Origin of the sequence: Enterobacter asburiae (genome assembly GCF_001521715.1) — a bacterium.
Classification (GTDB): Bacteria; Pseudomonadota; Gammaproteobacteria; order Enterobacterales; family Enterobacteriaceae; genus Enterobacter; species Enterobacter asburiae.
The window spans coordinates 3373294-3390317 of record NZ_CP011863.1 but is presented as its reverse complement, the minus strand read 5'-3'; the positions used below and the strand labels follow the sequence as shown (position 1 = coordinate 3390317).

Annotated in this window: 14 protein-coding genes; 7 read left to right on the top strand and 7 right to left on the bottom strand. The window is 55.8% G+C overall.

Annotated elements, in window-relative coordinates:
* Complete coding sequence (gene avtA, locus ACJ69_RS16380) at positions 1 to 1257, bottom strand: valine--pyruvate transaminase (protein WP_023309932.1); 1257 nt, start codon at positions 1255 to 1257, stop codon at positions 1 to 3.
* A gap of 240 nt (positions 1258 to 1497) precedes the next feature.
* Entirely contained in the window at positions 1498 to 3528 is a 2031-nt protein-coding gene (locus tag ACJ69_RS16375) for an alpha-amylase (protein WP_059347331.1), read from the bottom strand.
* A gap of 314 nt (positions 3529 to 3842) precedes the next feature.
* Between ACJ69_RS16375 and ACJ69_RS16370 the strand changes: the two genes are divergently transcribed.
* The gene (locus ACJ69_RS16370; RefSeq protein ID WP_059347330.1) at positions 3843 to 4667 is read left to right on the top strand and encodes a protein bax; all 825 of its coding nucleotides are present in this window, start codon (positions 3843 to 3845) and stop codon (positions 4665 to 4667) included.
* A gap of 40 nt (positions 4668 to 4707) precedes the next feature.
* Here ACJ69_RS16370 and xylR read toward each other — a convergent pair whose 3' ends face one another.
* The 4 genes from xylR to xylF form a co-directional block, all read right to left on the bottom strand.
* Positions 4708 to 5886: a D-xylose utilization transcriptional activator XylR gene (gene xylR / locus ACJ69_RS16365; RefSeq protein WP_059347329.1), complete on the bottom strand. Its 1179-nt coding sequence runs from the start codon at positions 5884 to 5886 to the stop codon at positions 4708 to 4710.
* Positions 5887 to 5919: 33 nt separating this feature from the next.
* Positions 5920 to 7101 carry a xylose ABC transporter permease XylH gene (xylH, locus tag ACJ69_RS16360; RefSeq protein WP_029740986.1) on the bottom strand — a complete coding sequence of 394 codons (1182 nt, stop codon included), beginning with the start codon at positions 7099 to 7101 and terminating at the stop codon, positions 5920 to 5922.
* The gene (locus tag ACJ69_RS16355; protein WP_059347328.1) at positions 7079 to 8620 is read right to left on the bottom strand and encodes a xylose ABC transporter ATP-binding protein; all 1542 of its coding nucleotides are present in this window, start codon (positions 8618 to 8620) and stop codon (positions 7079 to 7081) included. The genes xylH and ACJ69_RS16355 overlap by 23 nt, the downstream gene beginning before the upstream one ends.
* 72 nt (positions 8621 to 8692) lie before the next feature.
* A complete protein-coding gene (gene xylF / locus ACJ69_RS16350; RefSeq protein WP_032650791.1) occupies positions 8693 to 9685 on the bottom strand; it encodes a D-xylose ABC transporter substrate-binding protein in 993 nt (330 codons plus the stop codon).
* Between the two features lie 371 nt (positions 9686 to 10056).
* On the opposite strand from xylF, the gene xylA reads away from it, so the two are divergent.
* From xylA to ACJ69_RS16330, 4 genes are all read left to right on the top strand, one after another.
* Complete coding sequence (gene xylA, locus ACJ69_RS16345) at positions 10057 to 11379, top strand: xylose isomerase (RefSeq protein ID WP_155616789.1); 1323 nt, start codon at positions 10057 to 10059, stop codon at positions 11377 to 11379.
* Positions 11380 to 11451: 72 nt separating this feature from the next.
* On the top strand, positions 11452 to 12906 hold the full coding sequence (xylB, locus tag ACJ69_RS16340; protein WP_059347327.1) for a xylulokinase: 1455 nt from the start codon (positions 11452 to 11454) through the stop codon (positions 12904 to 12906).
* A gap of 103 nt (positions 12907 to 13009) precedes the next feature.
* Complete coding sequence (locus tag ACJ69_RS16335) at positions 13010 to 13549, top strand: isochorismatase family protein (RefSeq protein WP_059347326.1); 540 nt, start codon at positions 13010 to 13012, stop codon at positions 13547 to 13549.
* Positions 13549 to 14469 carry a GlxA family transcriptional regulator gene (locus tag ACJ69_RS16330; RefSeq protein WP_059347325.1) on the top strand — a complete coding sequence of 307 codons (921 nt, stop codon included), beginning with the start codon at positions 13549 to 13551 and terminating at the stop codon, positions 14467 to 14469. Before ACJ69_RS16335 ends, ACJ69_RS16330 begins: the two co-directional genes overlap by 1 nt.
* Here the strand turns inward: ACJ69_RS16330 and ACJ69_RS16325 are convergent.
* The gene (locus tag ACJ69_RS16325) at positions 14462 to 15457 is read right to left on the bottom strand and encodes an acyltransferase (protein ID WP_054829941.1); all 996 of its coding nucleotides are present in this window, start codon (positions 15455 to 15457) and stop codon (positions 14462 to 14464) included. The genes ACJ69_RS16330 and ACJ69_RS16325 overlap by 8 nt on opposite strands.
* Before the next feature lie 183 nt (positions 15458 to 15640).
* Between ACJ69_RS16325 and ACJ69_RS16320 the strand changes: the two genes are divergently transcribed.
* Positions 15641 to 15946 carry a YsaB family lipoprotein gene (locus ACJ69_RS16320; RefSeq protein ID WP_047646683.1) on the top strand — a complete coding sequence of 102 codons (306 nt, stop codon included), beginning with the start codon at positions 15641 to 15643 and terminating at the stop codon, positions 15944 to 15946.
* Between the two features lie 160 nt (positions 15947 to 16106).
* On the top strand, positions 16107 to 17018 hold the full coding sequence (gene glyQ, locus ACJ69_RS16315) for a glycine--tRNA ligase subunit alpha (RefSeq protein WP_003860141.1): 912 nt from the start codon (positions 16107 to 16109) through the stop codon (positions 17016 to 17018).
* The last annotated feature ends 6 nt before the right edge of the window (positions 17019 to 17024 follow it).

Sequence of the window (17024 nt, the reverse complement as noted above, 5' to 3'; positions counted from 1 at the left end):
TTACTGACCGTCTTCGCGCCAGGCTTTTTCAATTTCTTCGGCGAGAATTTTAACACCCGCTTCGATTTTTTCCGGATCGGGCACATAGTTCATGCGCATGCACTGGTGAGTATGCGGCCACGGCTTATCAAGCCCCGGGAAGAAATAATCGCCTGGAACCATCAGCACGCCGCGCTTTTTCAGGCGCTGGTAGAGCAGTTCGGTGGTGATAGGCAAATCCTTAAACCACAGCCACAGGAAAATCGCCCCTTCAGGTTTATGGATCAGGCAGCGTTCTTCCGGCAAGTAGCGGCGAAGTATCGCAATCGTCTCCTGTACGCGCTGGTAATAGAATGGCTTGATCACATCATTTGACAGACGCAGCAGGTCGTTGCGCTTAATCATTTCGCACATCATCGCCGGGCCAATGCCCCCCGGTGAAAGGCTGATAATGCCGTTCATATTGGTAATGGCGGTGATGATTTTCTCGTTAGCGATGATGATGCCGCAGCGGCTGCCCGGCAGACCCAGCTTAGAGAGGCTCATGCACAGGACAATGTTCGGGTTCCACAGCGGACGTGCTTCGCTGAAGATAATGCCCGGGAACGGCACGCCGTAGGCGTTATCGATCACCAGCGGAATGCCGTGCTGATTCGCCAGCGCATCCAGCTTCATCAGTTCGTCGTCGGTGATCACGTTGCCCGTTGGGTTAGTCGGACGCGATACGCAGATCATGCCCGTCTCTTCACCAATATGCAGGTGTTCAAAATCGACGTGATATTTGAACTGGCCTTCCGGCAGCAGCTCAATGTTCGGGCGCGCGGAGACGAACAGATCCTCTTCCAGGCCGGAATCGGCGTAGCCGATATACTCCGGCGCCAGCGGGAACAGCACTTTTTTGGTGGTGCCGTCGGCGCGACGCCCTGCGAACAGGTTAAACAAGTAGAAAAACGCGCTCTGGCTGCCGTTTGTCAGTGCAATATTCTGTGGTTCGATATCCCAACCCAGCTCGTCACGCAGCATTTCGGCGAGGAGTGCCAGCAGTTCGGTTTTACCCTGCGGGCCGTCGTAATTGCAAAGCGCATCGGTTGCTTTGCCGCTTTCCAGCATCTGAGCGAGCAGCGTCTGGAAATAGGTATTCATCTCCGGGATTTGAGCCGGGTTTCCGCCGCCGAGCATGATTGCGCCCGGTGTGCGCAGCCCGTCGTTGAGGTCCTCCATCAGGCGAGTAATGCCTGAATGGCGGGTAAATTTGTCGCCGAAAAGTGAAAACGTCATAGCAGGTGATCTGTCGAGCTTATTTTGAAAGTGGGTAACCATAACGCTAGCACCGTGCTGGTGCAAATCGGGTGATGTGGTCGGATTTGTTGTTTTGTATGGCGGAGTTGGATTTATACAGTGAATAGTTCTGGTGGATTTCCCCTCACCCCGACCCTCTCCCAAAAGGGAGAGGGGGAAAAGACGGCGCCGTGCGGTTCCCTCTCCCCTGCGGGGAGAGGGTTAGGGTGAGGGGGTGAATTATTGATTACCTGCCCATACCACCATCACCTTATCGCCCTTATGCTCGCGCACGAAGCCGTACCCCTCTTTCAGCGATAATGTGGTTTGCTTGCCTTCACCGATCGCCGGATGGCGGGCGCGGAACTGGCCCAGCGTTTGCCAGTGGGCGACGGTTAGGGCCTGCTTGCCCGTGACGTCCTGCCAGTTCATATCTGACCGGGTGCCCTGCAGCGGGTCAGAACCTGTCGGCCCGAACGGACGCTCGGATTCATCCCCGTAATAGATTTGTACGCTGCCCGGAGCTAACAGAAGCAGCTCCGCAGCTCGCTGGCCCCCTTCGCGGAACAGACGCGTATCGTGTGATGAGAGATAGCTCAGCACGTTGAAGCTCTGCAGCTTTTCCGCCATCTGCTGCCAGGTGAGATCCATATCGGCCAGGCAATCCACCGCTTTTGCCGCCTGTTCCTGATAATCAAAGTTGATCATCGCATCAAAACCGTGGCGGTAATAATCGCTTTGCATCACCCCGTGGCCCCAGGATTCCCCGGTCATCCAGAACGGTGCGTTGTCGAGCTTTTTATCCGGATTTGCCCCTTTCCAGGCGGCCAGCGCCTGGCTTGCCTGGTCTTTCAGCTGTTGCCAGGCCGCAAGCTCAACGTGCTTCGCCGTATCCACCCGGAAACCGTCGATGCCGTAGTCACGTACCCACTGGCTCAGCCAGTGGGTCAGATAATCGCGCGGGGTATATCCCGGGATGGCCTTCGCGTCGGTGTCGGGCTTGTGTTGGTAAAAATTAGGCAACCCGGAAGGCGTCGTGGATTCCGTTTTCAGATCCGGCAGAAATGCCAGCGACATGGTCAAATCGTCGAAGCCAGGGTTGTCGTAATCGCCGATGTCCGTGCGGATCCACTTTTTGCCCCACCATTTCTCCCATGCGACTTTGTCGCTAAAGTTGATGTAGTCGTTAAAGCTGTGCCAGCTTTGGCCCGCGCCCGGCTTCCAGTCCGTCCAGCGTTCTCCCAGCGTCTTTTTCAGCTCATCACCCTGAAGGTACAGGGCACCAAACTGAAATTCCTGCATGTCTGCCAGCGTGGCATAGCCAACGTGGTTCATAACGATATCAAACAGAACGCGGATCCCGCGCTTGTGCGCTTCGTCGACAAGATGGCGTAAATCATCTTCGGTGCCCATGTTGGCGTCGAGCTTGGTCCAGTCCTGGGTGTAGTAGCCGTGATAGGCGTAGTGGGGGAAATCTCCTTTGGTGCCACCGCCTACCCAGCCGTGGATCTGCTCAAGCGGGGAGCTTATCCAGAGCGCGTTCACTCCCAACTGCTGTAAATAATCGAGCTTGCCGGCAAGTCCTTTGAGATCCCCGCCGTGGAAGGTGCCAATCTCCTGCATACCGTCTTTATGACGACCGTAGCTGTTGTCGTTGCCAGGGTCACCATTCACATAACGGTCGGTCAGCACAAAATAGACGGTGGCGTTTTGCCAGCTAAACGGCGCAGGCTTGTCGGTTTCGGCGCGCTCAAGCAGCAGCAGGCCGTTACTGTTGGCGGCTGGCTGCAGGGTGATTTTTCCATTCTGCACCGTCGCCGTCTGTTTACTGTAGTAGTCGCGCACCACGGAGCCTTCCGGGAAGGTGCTGCTGACGTCCAGCGTCAGCGGTTTGCCGTCCCACTTCGGACACTGGCGGATGACGTTTGCAACCGGCTGTTCTGAGGCACTCTGAATCGTCAGCAGCAGGGTGGGCGTGCCGGAGCGGGTATCAATCCGCATCTGGTAGTCACCGTCGCGGAAAAGGCGCCACTGCGGCGGCGTGCCGTCACAGGGCTTGAGCGACAGCATCTCATTAAGTTTTATCGCATCCGCAGGCTGCCAGCACGTCTTGTCAAAACTCAGCGTCAGAGGACGCGTACCCTTCGCAAGCTTTGCCTGGCTGGTGAAGACCCCGGTGCCTTCGGCGCTAAATGCGTTAAACCCCGGCGATGACCAGTCGGCATGCGCCAGTGCGGGTAACATCAGAAAGGCTAATGCGGTACGTTTCATTCCTTTTTCCTGTCGCGGCATTTTTGACCAGTGTGCCATCAGGCGAGGTGCTGAAACTCATCCCCTGTCGCTTTCTGTCAGGAGGATGCGTGAGGATGAGTGATCTCGCGCAAAATTAGGCAGTTATCTGCGATAGCGCACACAGTTTTTGTGGAATGATGTTTTTATGAGCAAGTTTCAGGTGACATAGTTTCGGAATTGGACTATTTCTATACGTGCTCTTGAAGTCTATTTTTGATATGATTTGAGATTCCGCTCTCAAATTTGTGAAAAAAATAAGGTGTTGGGATGATTACATCCGACCAGGAGACCTAATGATATCGACTCCCATTCGACGATATGGGGCTGCGATACTCATGTTACTCACCACGGCATTTTCGGGTGAGGTGCTTGCGAAGACGCACACGGATACAACGAGTAAGAAAGCCCACGTAATACAGACGACAAGTAGTAAGGTTAGCAGTAAACAAGAGTATTCTCGCAATAGTGCAAAGAGTAGTTCACTTCCTGATTTGCGAAAATACCCTTCCGGAACACCAAGGAAAAAAGCGTTTCTCCGGACGGTAATGCCTTACATCACGAGTCAAAATGCCGCGATTACTGCGGATCGTAACTGGCTGATTTCCAAACAGTACGATAGCCGCTGGTCGCCGTCAGAGCGCGCGCGTCTGAAAGATATCACGAAGCGCTACAAGTTGAGCTGGAACGGTAACACGCGTCGTGTGCCGTGGAATGCTCTCCTTGAGCGTGTAGATATCATCCCGGGCAGCATGGTTGCTACCATGGCTGCTGCCGAAAGCGGCTGGGGTACTTCTAAGCTTGCGCGTAGCAACAACAACCTTTTCGGCATGAAATGTGTGAAAGGTCGTTGTAATAATGCCCCTGGCAAGGTGAAAGGCTATTCGCAGTTTGAATCTGTGAAAGATTCCGTCAGCGCTTACGTAGTGAATCTGAACACGCATCCGGCCTACTCATCGTTCCGTAAATCACGCGCTCAGCTGCGTAAAGCGGACCAGGAAGTGACGGCCAGTACGATGATCCACAAGCTGAAAGGTTATTCGACAAAGGGACAGAGCTATAACAACTATCTGTTCGCCATGTACCAGGATAACCAGCGCTTAATCGCCGCCCATATGTAATCTCAAAGAAAACGCCTTCCACTGGAAGGCGTTTTCTTTTCTATATCAGCACCTCGCTGTGGCGATCCCGATACTCCTTCGGCGTGGTGTCATACTCTTTGCGGAACACCGAATAGAAGTATTGCAGAGACGGGTAACCGCACATCTGCGAGATTTCGTTGATCGATAGCGACGTGGAAACGAGCAGGCTGCGTGCTTTCTCCAGCTTTTCAGCATGGATGACGGCATGAATGGTTTCGCCCACCTCTTCTTTAAAGCGCTTCTCCAGATTCGAACGCGAAATGCCCACCGAATCCAGCACCTGATCGACCTTAATCCCTTTGCAGGCGTGGTTGCGAATATAGTGCATGGCCTGAATGACGGCCGGGTCGCTTAAGGAGCGATAATCGGTTGAGCGACGTTCCACCACGCGGACAGGAGGCACGAGCAAACGCTGAAGCGGCAGAGATTCTTTATCGAGCAGACGATGCAGCAGCTTCGCCGCCTGATAACCCATCTGACGCGTGCCCTGAGCAACGGAGGAGAGCGCCACGCGAGACAGATAGCGGGTCAGTTCTTCGTTATCAATGCCAATCACGCACAGCTTTTCGGGCACCGGAATGTGTAAATGTTCGCAGACCTGCAGCACGTGCCGCGCGCGGGCGTCCGTCACGGCGATAATACCGGTTTGCGGCGGCAGCGTTTGCAGCCAGTCCGCCAGGCGGTTTTGCGCGTGCTGCCAGTTTTCCGGCGCGGTTTCCAGCCCCTGATAGACCACGCCGCGATACTTCTCCTGCGCGACCAGCTGGCAAAACGCGTGTTCTCGCTCAATGGCCCAGCGCTTGCCGCTGGTGGCCGGTAACCCATAAAACGCGAAGCGATGGACGCCTTTCTCTTTTAAATGAAGAAAGGCGGCCTCGACCAGGGCATGGTTATCGGTGGCAATGTAGTGGACCGGCGGATAGTGTTCGGGCGAATGGTAGGAGCCGCCGACGCCCACAATCGGGACGTCGACGTCGGTCAGCAGCTGCTCGATGACGGGATCGTCATAGTCGGCGATGACGCCATCGCCCAGCCAGTCTTTGATGTTCTCCAGACGGGTGCGAAAATCTTCTTCAATAAAAATATCCCATTCGGATTGCGACGCCTGCAAATATTCACCAACACCTTCCACCACCTGACGGTCGTAGGCTTTATTGGCATTGAATAACAACGTAATGCGGTGACGCTTTTCAAACATGGCTCACTTCCCAATTAAGTCACAATACGGTTATCAGGCCCGTCGCTTGGTGGCCGAGTCCATCCAGACTGCCAGTAAAAGAATGGCCCCCTTGACGATATACTGCCAAAACGTCGGGACGTCCATCATACTCATCCCGTTATCCAACGACGCCATGATAAATGCCCCCATGACCGCGCCTGCCACGCTACCGATACCCCCTGCGAGGCTGGTGCCGCCAATGACGCAGGCGGCGATAGCATCCAGTTCGGCAATGTTACCGGCGGAGGGCGATCCAGCTCCGAGACGCGAGCTGAGGATCAGCCCGGCGATAGCGACCATCAGGCCGTTAATGGCGAAGACCGCCAGCTTGGTGCGCTCGACATTGATACCTGAGAGGCGAGCAGCTTCAAGGTTGCCGCCAATGGCATAAATACGGCGGCCAAACGCGGTGCGCGTCGCCATAAACATACCGGCCAGCAGTAAAAGCGCCAGCAGCAGGACGGGTGTCGGGACACCGCGATAGTCGTTTAAAAGCCAGATGGCGCCCAGCACAATGACCGCCGTGAGCGCCTGACGCCCCACCACCGAGGTTGACGCCGGAGAAGCCAGCCCCAGCGCCTGACGACGCATGCGTCCACGCCACTGCCACGCGACAAAGGCCAGCAACCCAATCACACCGATCGTAAAGCCTATGCTGTCTGAGAGGTAACTCTGGCCAATCTGCGACATAGCTGCACTGGTCGGGGAGACGGTGGTGCCGTTAGTGATGCCAATTAAGATCCCGCGGAAGGCCAGCATCCCCGCCAGAGTGACAATGAACGATGGCACCTTACGGTAGGCAACCCACCACCCGTTCCAGGCACCCAGAACCAGACCCAGCACCAGCGTGACCGCCACGGTCAGCGGCAGCGGCCAGCCGAGCCAGACGTCAAAAATCGCCGCCACGCCGCCGAGGAGTCCCATCATCGAACCGACTGACAGGTCGATCTCCGCGGAGATAATCACGAACACCATGCCCACGGCCAGAATGCCGGTGATGGCGGTCTGGCGGAGCAGGTTGGAGACGTTACGCGCGCTTAAGTACGAGCCATCGGTCATCCAGGTAAAGAACAGCATAATGACGATAATGGCCGCGATCATCACGAAAACCTGCAGGTTAAGCGCTTTTAGCCCCGCGAACGCACCGGGCGTCGGAACAGCGACTTTGATATCAGACGGATTGCTTTTCGACATGACGTTCGCTCCTTAAAGCGGCTTCCATCACCTGCTCCTGCGTCAGGTTCTGGTTAATCAGGTTGGCTTTCAGTTTTCCCTCGTGCATGACCAGCACGCGGTCGCTCAGGCCGAGCACTTCGGGTAACTCAGACGAAATGACAATGACGGCAATCCCTTGCTGTACAAGCTGATTAATCAGTTTGTAGATTTCGTATTTGGCACCGATATCAATTCCGCGCGTGGGCTCATCAAGGATTAATATGCGTGGATTGAGAAGCAGGCAGCGCGCCAGAATCGCCTTCTGCTGGTTTCCTCCGCTCAGACGGCCAATCGCCAGTTCCGGCGAGGAGGTTTTGACCTTCAGCCGGGCAAGCGACTGGAGGATACACTGCTGCTCGGCGGCGTCGTCCAGGCTGCTCAGCGCGCCGGAGAATCGATCGAGTGCCGCAAGCGTAATGTTTTTACCCACTGCCATCACCGGTACGATGCCGTCTTTCTTACGATCTTCCGGCACCATGGCAATGCCGCGGGCAATCGCCTGCTGGCAGTTGTCGATTTTCACCGGCTGACCGTCGATGTAAACCGTGCCCTCCCAGCGCCCAGGCCACACGCCAAACAGACACTGTACGGCTTCGGTGCGCCCGGCACCGACGAGGCCAGCAATTCCAAGAATTTCACCGCTGTGAAGGGAAAACGAGACGTTATTGACGCGCTTAATGTGGCGGTTAACGGGGTGCCACGCGGTCAGGTTTTCCACGCGCAGCACTTCACCGCCCGTTGCGTGGGGCTCATTCGGGTAGAGCGCCGTCAGCTCGCGGCCCACCATCATGGTGATGATGTCATCTTCGCTCATGCCTGCGGCTTCACGCGTGCCGATGTGCTGCCCGTCGCGGATCACGCAGATGGTGTCCGAAATGGCTTTGACCTCGTTCAGCTTGTGCGAGATGTAGATACAGGCGATGCCGTGGTTTTGCAGGTCGCGGATGATATTGAGCAGAACCGCAGTTTCCTGTTCGGTGAGCGAGGCCGTTGGCTCATCGAGGATCAGCAGCCTGACCTGTTTATTTAGCGCTTTCGCTATTTCGACCAACTGCTGTTGCCCGAGGCCCAGATCCCCCACGCGGGTGTCCGGTGAAATGTTGAGGCTCACCTGCGCCAGCAGCTTTTCACAGCGGAGCGTCATGGTGTCGTAATCCAGCACGCCGCGGTGGGAAATTTCGGCCCCGAGGAAGATGTTCTCCAGCACGGTGAGATGCTTCACCAGCGCCAGCTCCTGGTGAATGATGGCGATGCCTTTGCGCTCGGTATCGCGGATGTGTGTTGCCTGAATCACTTCGCCGGCAAAGACGATTTCACCTTCGTAGCTGCCGTGTGGGTAGATCCCGCACAGCACTTTCATCAGCGTCGACTTGCCCGAACCGTTCTCACCGCACAGCGAAACCACTTCGCCGGGGTTCAACCGGAGGCTGACGTTGTCGACGGCTTTCACCATGCCGAAGCGTTTGGTGATGCTTTTCATTTCAAGTAAATAAGGCATAACCGCTCCACATAGCCCGAGGGAAGAACAGTACAACGTGATGCGCCCCCGCAGAGCAGGGGCCGCGCCGGATTACAGTTCGCTCTTCTTGTGGAAACCGTCTTTAACCACGGTAGCGTCAATGTTCTCTTTATTGACTTCAATCGGCGTGAGCAGGCGCGCCGGAACGTCTTTCAGCCCGTTATTCAGGGTCGCGTCTGCTTTAGGTTGTTTGCCATTGCCCAGCTCTACGGCGATTTCCGCCGCCGTATTGGCCAGCTGGGTAATCGGTTTGTAGACCGTCATGGTTTGGGTGCCTGCGATAATGCGTTTTACGCCAGCCAGATCGGCATCCTGTCCTGAAATAGCGACTTTACCGGCCAGCCCCTGGGCGCTCAGGGCCTGGATAGCGCCGCCTGCGGTGGCATCGTTGGAGGCCACAACCGCGTCAATTTTGTTGTTGTTGGCCGTCAGCGCGTTTTCCATAATCTTCAGCGCGTTTTCTGGCAGCCAGCCGTCGGCCCACTGATCGCCAACCACTTTAATTTTCCCGTTGTCGATGTACGGCTTAAGGACTTTCATTTGCCCTTCGCGGAACAGTTTGGCGTTGTTATCTACCGGAGAGCCGCCCATCAGGAAATAATTGCCCTGAGGCACTTTATCGATCAGGCTTTGCGCCTGTAATTCCCCGACTTTTTCATTGTCGAATGAAATATAATAATCAATATCCGCATTATTAATCATGCGGTCATAGGCCAGGACTTTTATGCCTTCCTGTTTGGCTTCTTTCACCACGTTACTTAATACCTGGCCGTTATAGGGGATAATGACCAGAACATCGACGCCACGGTTGATCATATTCTCGATCTGCGACATTTGTGTTTCTTCGTTGCCGTTAGCCGACTGAACAAACACGCTGGCGCCGAGGGATTCTGCTTTTTTAACAAAAATATCGCGATCTTTTTGCCAGCGCTCCAGGCGCAGGTCGTCAATCGCCATGCCAATTTTGACCTCTTTGGCATGTCCTGCAAAGCTTGCAAGGAGGAGCGTAGTGCAGAGCGTTAGAGTCAGGTTCTTTATCTTCATAATTATTAGGCCTTTTTGTAGGGGTATGTGTTGCTGAGATAAAAGAAACATTCACTGCTGAGACGCAGCAAATTTTTAACGCGGAAAGGCGGGCTGGCAATTACAGATTTTTATCTTCTCATTATGATATTTGGTTTATTTCTGAATTTATGACCGCGATCGGATTTTAAAATACGTAACGTCTTAATTACATTTGATTCTGGAATACGCGCCGAAAAATAGTTTGTCTGCGCATTATTTTGCGAGCCAGCGCACAGTTGTGCATTCTCTCAATAGCAGTGTGAAATAACGTAATTGAGCAACCCAAAATGTCTATTCACTATTACTCCTGTATCAACGACTCGCCGCATACCCTGATTATGGAGCTCAATATGCAAGCTTATTTCGACCAACTCGATCGTGTTCGTTACGAAGGCCCAAAAACGACCAATCCTTTAGCATTTCGTCACTACAACCCGGATGAGCTGGTGCTGGGTAAGCGCATGGAAGATCATCTGCGCTTTGCCGCCTGTTACTGGCATACCTTCTGCTGGAACGGCGCCGATATGTTCGGCGTGGGTTCCTTTGACCGCCCGTGGCAGCAGCCGGGTGAGGCCATCGAGCTGGCAAAGCGCAAAGCCGATGTGGCGTTTGAGTTCTTCCACAAGCTAAACGTGCCGTACTACTGCTTCCATGACGTGGACGTGTCGCCGGAAGGCGCGTCGATGAAAGAGTATCTGAACAATTTTGCGCAGATGGTGGATGTACTGGCGGCGAAACAGCAGCAAAGCGGCGTGAAGCTGCTCTGGGGTACAGCAAACTGCTTCACCAACCCACGCTACGGCGCGGGCGCGGCAACCAATCCGGATCCGGAAGTGTTTAGCTGGGCAGCCACGCAGGTGGTGACGGCAATGAACGCTACGCATCAGCTGGGTGGCGAGAACTATGTCCTGTGGGGTGGCCGTGAAGGTTATGAAACGCTGCTGAACACCGACCTGCGTCAGGAGCGCGAGCAGATTGGCCGCTTTATGCAGATGGTTGTCGACCATAAGCACAAAATCGGCTTCCGCGGCACGCTGCTGATCGAGCCGAAACCGCAGGAACCGACCAAGCACCAGTATGACTACGACGTGGCGACGGTGTATGGCTTCCTGAAGCAGTTCGGTCTGGAAAAAGAGATTAAAGTGAACATTGAAGCCAACCACGCCACGCTGGCGGGCCACTCTTTCCATCACGAGATCGCGTCTGCCATTGCGCTGGGCATTTTCGGCTCTGTCGATGCGAACCGTGGCGATGCACAGCTGGGCTGGGACACCGATCAGTTCCCGAACAGCGTGGAAGAGAATGCCCTGGTGATGTACGAGATCGTCAAAGCGGGCGGTTTCACCACAGGCGGCCTGAACTTTGACGCCAAGGTACGTCGTCAGAGCACCGACAAATACGATCTGTTCTACGGCCACATTGGCGCGATGGACACCATGGCGCTGGCGCTGAAAGTGGCGGCGCGCATGATTGAAGACGGCGAGCTGGATAAACGCGTAGCGAAGCGTTACAGCGGCTGGAACAGTGAGCTGGGCCAGCAAATCTTGAAAGGTCAGTTATCGCTGGCGGAAATTGCGAAGTACGCTGAACAGCAGCAGCTGGCGCCGCAGCACCAGAGCGGGCACCAGGAACTGCTGGAAAATCTCGTAAACCACTATCTGTTTGATAAGTGATTGAGCTGAAGATGCACGTAGGCCCGGTAAGTGTTAGCGCCACCGGGCATTTCTGTAAAAGGAGTCACCGTAATGTATATCGGGATCGATCTTGGCACATCGGGTGTGAAAGCCATCCTGTTGAGCGAGCAGGGCGACGTGTTAGCCACGCAGACGGAAACGCTGCAGGTTTCACGTCCGCATCCGCTGTGGTCGGAACAGGATCCGGAGCAGTGGTGGCAGGCGACGGACCGCGCAATCAAAGCCTTAGGTGAGCAGCACAGCCTTCGTGACGTGAAAGCGCTGGGAATTGCCGGACAAATGCACGGCGCTACGCTGCTCGATAGCCAGCATCGCGTGCTGCGTCCTGCGATCCTCTGGAACGATGGCCGCTGTGCGGAAGAGTGCGCGCTTCTTGAGGCGCGCGTGCCTGCCTCCCGCGAGATTACCGGCAACCTGATGATGCCCGGCTTTACTGCGCCCAAATTACTGTGGGTGCAGCGCCACGAACCGGAGGTTTTCCGTCAGGTGGCGAAAGTCCTGCTGCCGAAAGACTATCTGCGTTTTCGCATGACGGGCGATTTCGCCAGCGACATGTCCGATGCCGCGGGCACCATGTGGCTCGACGTGGCGAAGCGCGACTGGAGCGAGGCGATGCTGGATGCCTGCCATCTGACCCGGGAACATATGCCCGCGCTCTACGAAGGCTGTGAGGTAACAGGCGAACTGCTGCCAGCCGTTGCTGAGCGCTGGAATATGCCTGCCGTACCCGTGGTGGCCGGAGGCGGCGATAACGCGGCGGGCGCTGTCGGTGTCGGCATGGTTGAGGCGGGTCAGGCGATGCTGTCGCTGGGAACGTCCGGCGTCTATTTTGCCGTCAGCGACGGGTATCGCAGTAATCCAGAAAGCGCTGTGCACAGTTTCTGTCATGCCCTTCCCGGGAAATGGCATTTGATGTCGGTAATGCTCAGCGCGGCGTCCTGCCTGGACTGGGCGGCAAAACTCACCGGCATGGCCGACGTTCCGGCGCTCATTTCCGCAGCCCAGCAGGCGGATGACGCTGCGGGTACCGTCTGGTTTTTACCGTATCTTTCCGGCGAGCGTACGCCGCACAACAACCCGGAAGCGAAAGGGGTGTTCTTTGGCTTAACCCATCAACATGGCCCGGCAGAGCTGGCGCGCGCGGTTCTGGAAGGCGTGGGGTATGCGCTAGCCGACGGGATGGACGTGGTGCACGACTGCGGTCTGAAGCCGACGAGCGTCACCCTGATTGGCGGCGGTGCGCGAAGCCCTTACTGGCGACAGATGCTGGCGGATATCAGCGGGTTGCAGCTGGATTTCCGCACCGGCGGGGACGTCGGGCCCGCGCTCGGCGCCGCGCGTCTGGCGCAGATAGCCATTCATCCGGAACAACCGCTTTCGCAACTGTTGCCGCAGCTTACGCTTGAACAGGCGCATGTACCTGACGCGGCGCGCCATGCGCGGTACGCGGAAAGGCGCGACGTGTTCCGCAAAATCTACCAGCAGCTGCTGCCGCTGATGTCGTAAATAGGCTTGTCCGGGAGAGGCTCGAGGATGTCCTTTTTTGGTCTGTGCGTGCCTTCCTTTCCTTGCCAGTATGGTGTCACACCCACTGGCGAGGAGATCCATCATGTCACGCACTGCATTAATCAACATCGATACTCAGCAGTCATTTCACCACCGCAATTACTGGCAGGAAGGCGAGATCCCTGCCTTTCAGCAGGCGATGCTGGGGCTGATTGAAGGCTGCCAGGCGCGCAATATTCCGGTCGTTGATATTTTTCATGTGGATGAAGACGAACCTTTCACCCTGGAAAGCGGCTATGTCAAACCGATGGCCTTTTTGCGTCATCAGCCGGATGTGGTTTTCCAGAAACACGTCCATAATGCGTTTACGGGTACCGGGCTTGACCGCTGGCTGCGCGAGCGCGATATCAACAGTGTGATTATCTGCGGTATTCGCACTGAACAGTGCTGCGAAACCACCGCTCGGGTGGCATCCGATCTGGGTTATGCTGTGACCTTTGTCAGTGAGGCAACGCTGACGTTTCCCATGACGTACAAGGGCATTACCCTTAGCGCAGCGGAAATTCGCCATCGTACCGAGACGGTACTGTCCGGGCGTTTTGCCGAGATTAAAACGGTAGCGGAGACGCTGGAGTCCCTGTAATGAGCATCGACGTCTGGTTCGTGATGTTGCCCGGAGTGCTGTCATTAGACATGACCGGCCCGGCAGAGACCTTTGTGCTGGCTGGCGATGCGTTTCGCCTGCATTACATTGGCCCGCAGCCGGAGGTTCCGACGTCGATAGGCCTGACGATGAGCGGTATCCAGCTGTTGCCGGATCGTCTCCCGGAAGGCAGCCTGCTGGTGCTGCCGGGGGTGAGCGACTCCCGCTTTCAGTTCTCCACGCCACAGGCGCAGCAGATCCAGCACTGGCTGATGCGCCTGCAGCCGCAGATCCAGCGCCAGGAAATCACCATGATGTGCGTCTGTTCAGGGGCCTTACTGGCGGCGAAATCGGGCCTGTTGAACAACCGACAGTGCACGACCCATCATGATGTTATTAGTCGTTTACGCACCGCTGCCCCCACGGCGACGATTAAAGAAAACCGCATCTTTGTGCAGGATGAGAATATCTGGACCAGCGCGGGGATCACGTCTGGCATCGATCTAGCGCTGCACATGATTAACCGCCTGTGCGGCCCCGAAAAGGCGCTGGCCGTGGCGCGCGAAATGGTGGTCTGGTTCCGCCGTTCCGGTGACGATCCCCAGCTATCCCCGTGGCTACGCTACCGCAATCATCTTCATCCGGCGATCCATCGGGCGCAGGATGCGCTCACCGCCGAGCCGCAAAAAACGTGGAGCTTGCCTGACATTGCCGCACTGGCGCACGTCAGCCCGCGTCATCTCACCCGGCTTTTCCAGTCACATTTAGGGATTAGCGTTCGCGATTATCTGGAACAGCTGCGTCTGGCGGTGGCGGAGCAGTGGCTATTGCAGGGGCGCGGCGTTGAGCAGGCTTCACTGGCGGCGGGTTTTTCCTCCCCGCGCCAGTACCATCGCGCCCGGCAGCGAAGCATTAGCTGACGAAGCGGCGAGCGTCTATTTTTTGCAGCAGCATCGACAGCAGCAGGCTGATCGCCAGCGTGGCGGCAAAAATCCAGACGATATCCAGCACCGGCCAGCTTTTTAGCTCAACGCCTCTCGTGCGCAGCGCGTGGATCACCAGCGCGTGAAAACCGTAAATCCCGAGAGAGTGCCGCGAGATAAGACTCAGCACGGGCAGGGCGCGCGCGTTCAGGGTATTTTTGGCGAACGTGAGCAGCGAAACGGCACAGATAAAGACCATCGGCCCGCAATAGAGATACCAGGTATCGGCAAAATTGCCGCGCCACTGCAGCTCGTGCAGCGTTCCGCGCGAAATCACCGCCACCCCAGCGATAAATAGCGCCCCGCAGAGCCAGTTCAGACCGCGTTTTTGCGTGTCCATCATCCCAATGGCGCGCCCCAGCATGCCGTAAAGCACGTAGTAAAAAGTATCCCCGTTGATATAGAGATTGATCGGCAGCCACTCAAATCCGTCGATTTTCTGTGAGAGCGTATTCGGGTTGGCGACAATGCCGATAACCACCATGAGGGCCAGCAGCATTTTCCCGCTGACGTGTTTTACCTGGATGAGCGGGGAGACCAGATAGATAACGATAATGGCGAAGAAGAACCACAGGTGGTAAAACACCGGTTTTTGCAGCACGTATTTCAGCGATAGCCCGGCGTTAATGGAGGTGAACAGCGTGATATAGAGCAGGGCAACGGCGCTGTAGAACCCCAGACAGGCCGCGATGCGAATGAAGTGCCGCGGCTGCGCGCTACGTTCGCCAAAAAAGAGAAAGCCGGAAATCATAAAGAACAGCGGCACGCTGACGCGTGACGCAGAGTTGAGAATATTGGCGATATCCCAGTTAACGGGGCTGATGCTGTGGGCATTCGTGACGTACCAGGTCGTCGTGTGGATCATGACCACCATCAGACACGCTATTCCTCGCAGGTTATCAATCCAGTTAATTTTTGACTGCATCAGTTCCTCGTATTCCCTGTAAATTGAGTGTGACTGCCATTGTCCAAAAGTCTTCGCTTGGAAAATTCTGAGTTTTATTCAGCAGGCTTGTAGGGAGGCCGCGAGATTCGCAGAATGCCGGACCTTAATCTATAAAAGCTTTGATACTAAAAATAACAGCCACTGACCAGGGCGGTAATAAAAATGATGATGAAGCGTGTGGCGTCACTCTTTCTGCTGGCGAGCCTGGCGGGATGCAGTGCGCCGCAAGAAGCACCTGTGCAAAAAGCGCAGCAGGGTAAAATGAGCCCGGAACGTTCACTGGATATGGAAGCGCTCTGTAAAGATCGGGCCGCTCGCCGCTATAACTCGGACGTGCAGAAAATTGATGTCACCGGGTTTGAGCGTTTTCAGGGAAGCTATGAGCTGCGGGGCCATACGTCGCGCAAAGAGGGCTTTGTCTGCTCGTTTGATGCGGACGGTCAGTTTTTACACCTCTCTATGCGCTAGCCTGCTCGCATAATCAGCAGCCAGACGCCGTCAGCGTTCTGGCAGCAAGGCTTATTTCCCAATTTTCCCTAAACAACCCCGTTTCGTACTGTATATCTTGCAGCCAGCGGGTATACTGGTCCCTTCCATTTAAAACCACACGTATCCAGCACGAAATACTATGCAAAAGTTTGATACCAAGACCTTCCAGGGCCTGATCCTGACCTTACAGGATTACTGGGCTCGTCAGGGCTGTACCATTGTTCAACCTTTGGACATGGAAGTCGGCGCCGGCACTTCACACCCGATGACCAGCCTGCGCGCGTTGGGGCCAGAGCCAATGGCGACCGCGTATGTGCAGCCTTCCCGTCGTCCGACCGATGGTCGTTACGGTGAGAACCCGAACCGACTGCAGCATTACTATCAGTTCCAGGTGGTGATTAAGCCATCACCAGACAACATTCAGGAACTGTACCTCGGGTCGCTGAAAGAGCTGGGTATGGATCCAACCATCCACGACATCCGTTTCGTGGAAGATAACTGGGAAAACCCAACGCTGGGTGCCTGGGGTCTGGGTTGGGAAGTGTGGCTGAACGGCATGGAAGTGACCCAGTTCACTTACTTCCAGCAGGTGGGTGGTCTGGAATGTAAGCCGATCACCGGTGAAATCACCTACGGTCTGGAACGTCTGGCGATGTACATTCAGGGCGTAGACAGCGTTTACGACCTGGTCTGGAGCGACGGCCCGCTGGGTAAAACCACCTACGGCGACGTGTTCCATCAGAACGAAGTGGAGCAATCCACCTATAACTTCGAATACGCGGACGTGGACTTCCTGTTCACCTGCTTCGAGCAGTACGAGAAAGAAGCGCAGCAGCTGCTGGCGCTGGAGACTCCGCTGCCGCTGCCTGCTTACGAGCGTATTCTGAAGGCCGCCCACAGCTTCAACCTGCTGGACGCCCGCAAAGCCATCTCCGTGACTGAACGTCAGCGCTACATTCTGCGTATTCGTACCCTGACCAAAGCCGTTGCAGAAGCTTACTACGCGTCCCGTGAAGCCCTTGGCTTCCCGATGTGCAACCGAAACAAATAAGAGGCG

Excerpts from the sequence above, each read along its gene's own strand:
- xylA (WP_155616789.1), top strand. The coding sequence starts at position 10,057 with ATGCAAGCTTATTTCGACCAACTCGATCGTGTTCGTTACGAAGGCCCA.
- ACJ69_RS16330 (WP_059347325.1), top strand. The coding sequence starts at position 13,549 with ATGAGCATCGACGTCTGGTTCGTGATGTTGCCCGGAGTGCTGTCATTA.
- ACJ69_RS16375 (WP_059347331.1), bottom strand. The coding sequence starts at position 3,528 with ATGAAACGTACCGCATTAGCCTTTCTGATGTTACCCGCACTGGCGCAT.
- xylH (WP_029740986.1), bottom strand. The coding sequence starts at position 7,101 with ATGTCGAAAAGCAATCCGTCTGATATCAAAGTCGCTGTTCCGACGCCC.
- ACJ69_RS16355 (WP_059347328.1), bottom strand. The coding sequence starts at position 8,620 with ATGCCTTATTTACTTGAAATGAAAAGCATCACCAAACGCTTCGGCATG.
- avtA (WP_023309932.1), bottom strand. The coding sequence starts at position 1,257 with ATGACGTTTTCACTTTTCGGCGACAAATTTACCCGCCATTCAGGCATT.
- xylR (WP_059347329.1), bottom strand. The coding sequence starts at position 5,886 with ATGTTTGAAAAGCGTCACCGCATTACGTTGTTATTCAATGCCAATAAA.
- ACJ69_RS16320 (WP_047646683.1), top strand. The coding sequence starts at position 15,641 with ATGATGATGAAGCGTGTGGCGTCACTCTTTCTGCTGGCGAGCCTGGCG.
- ACJ69_RS16335 (WP_059347326.1), top strand. The coding sequence starts at position 13,010 with ATGTCACGCACTGCATTAATCAACATCGATACTCAGCAGTCATTTCAC.
- xylB (WP_059347327.1), top strand. The coding sequence starts at position 11,452 with ATGTATATCGGGATCGATCTTGGCACATCGGGTGTGAAAGCCATCCTG.
- ACJ69_RS16325 (WP_054829941.1), bottom strand. The coding sequence starts at position 15,457 with ATGCAGTCAAAAATTAACTGGATTGATAACCTGCGAGGAATAGCGTGT.
- xylF (WP_032650791.1), bottom strand. The coding sequence starts at position 9,685 with ATGAAGATAAAGAACCTGACTCTAACGCTCTGCACTACGCTCCTCCTT.
- glyQ (WP_003860141.1), top strand. The coding sequence starts at position 16,107 with ATGCAAAAGTTTGATACCAAGACCTTCCAGGGCCTGATCCTGACCTTA.
- ACJ69_RS16370 (WP_059347330.1), top strand. The coding sequence starts at position 3,843 with ATGATATCGACTCCCATTCGACGATATGGGGCTGCGATACTCATGTTA.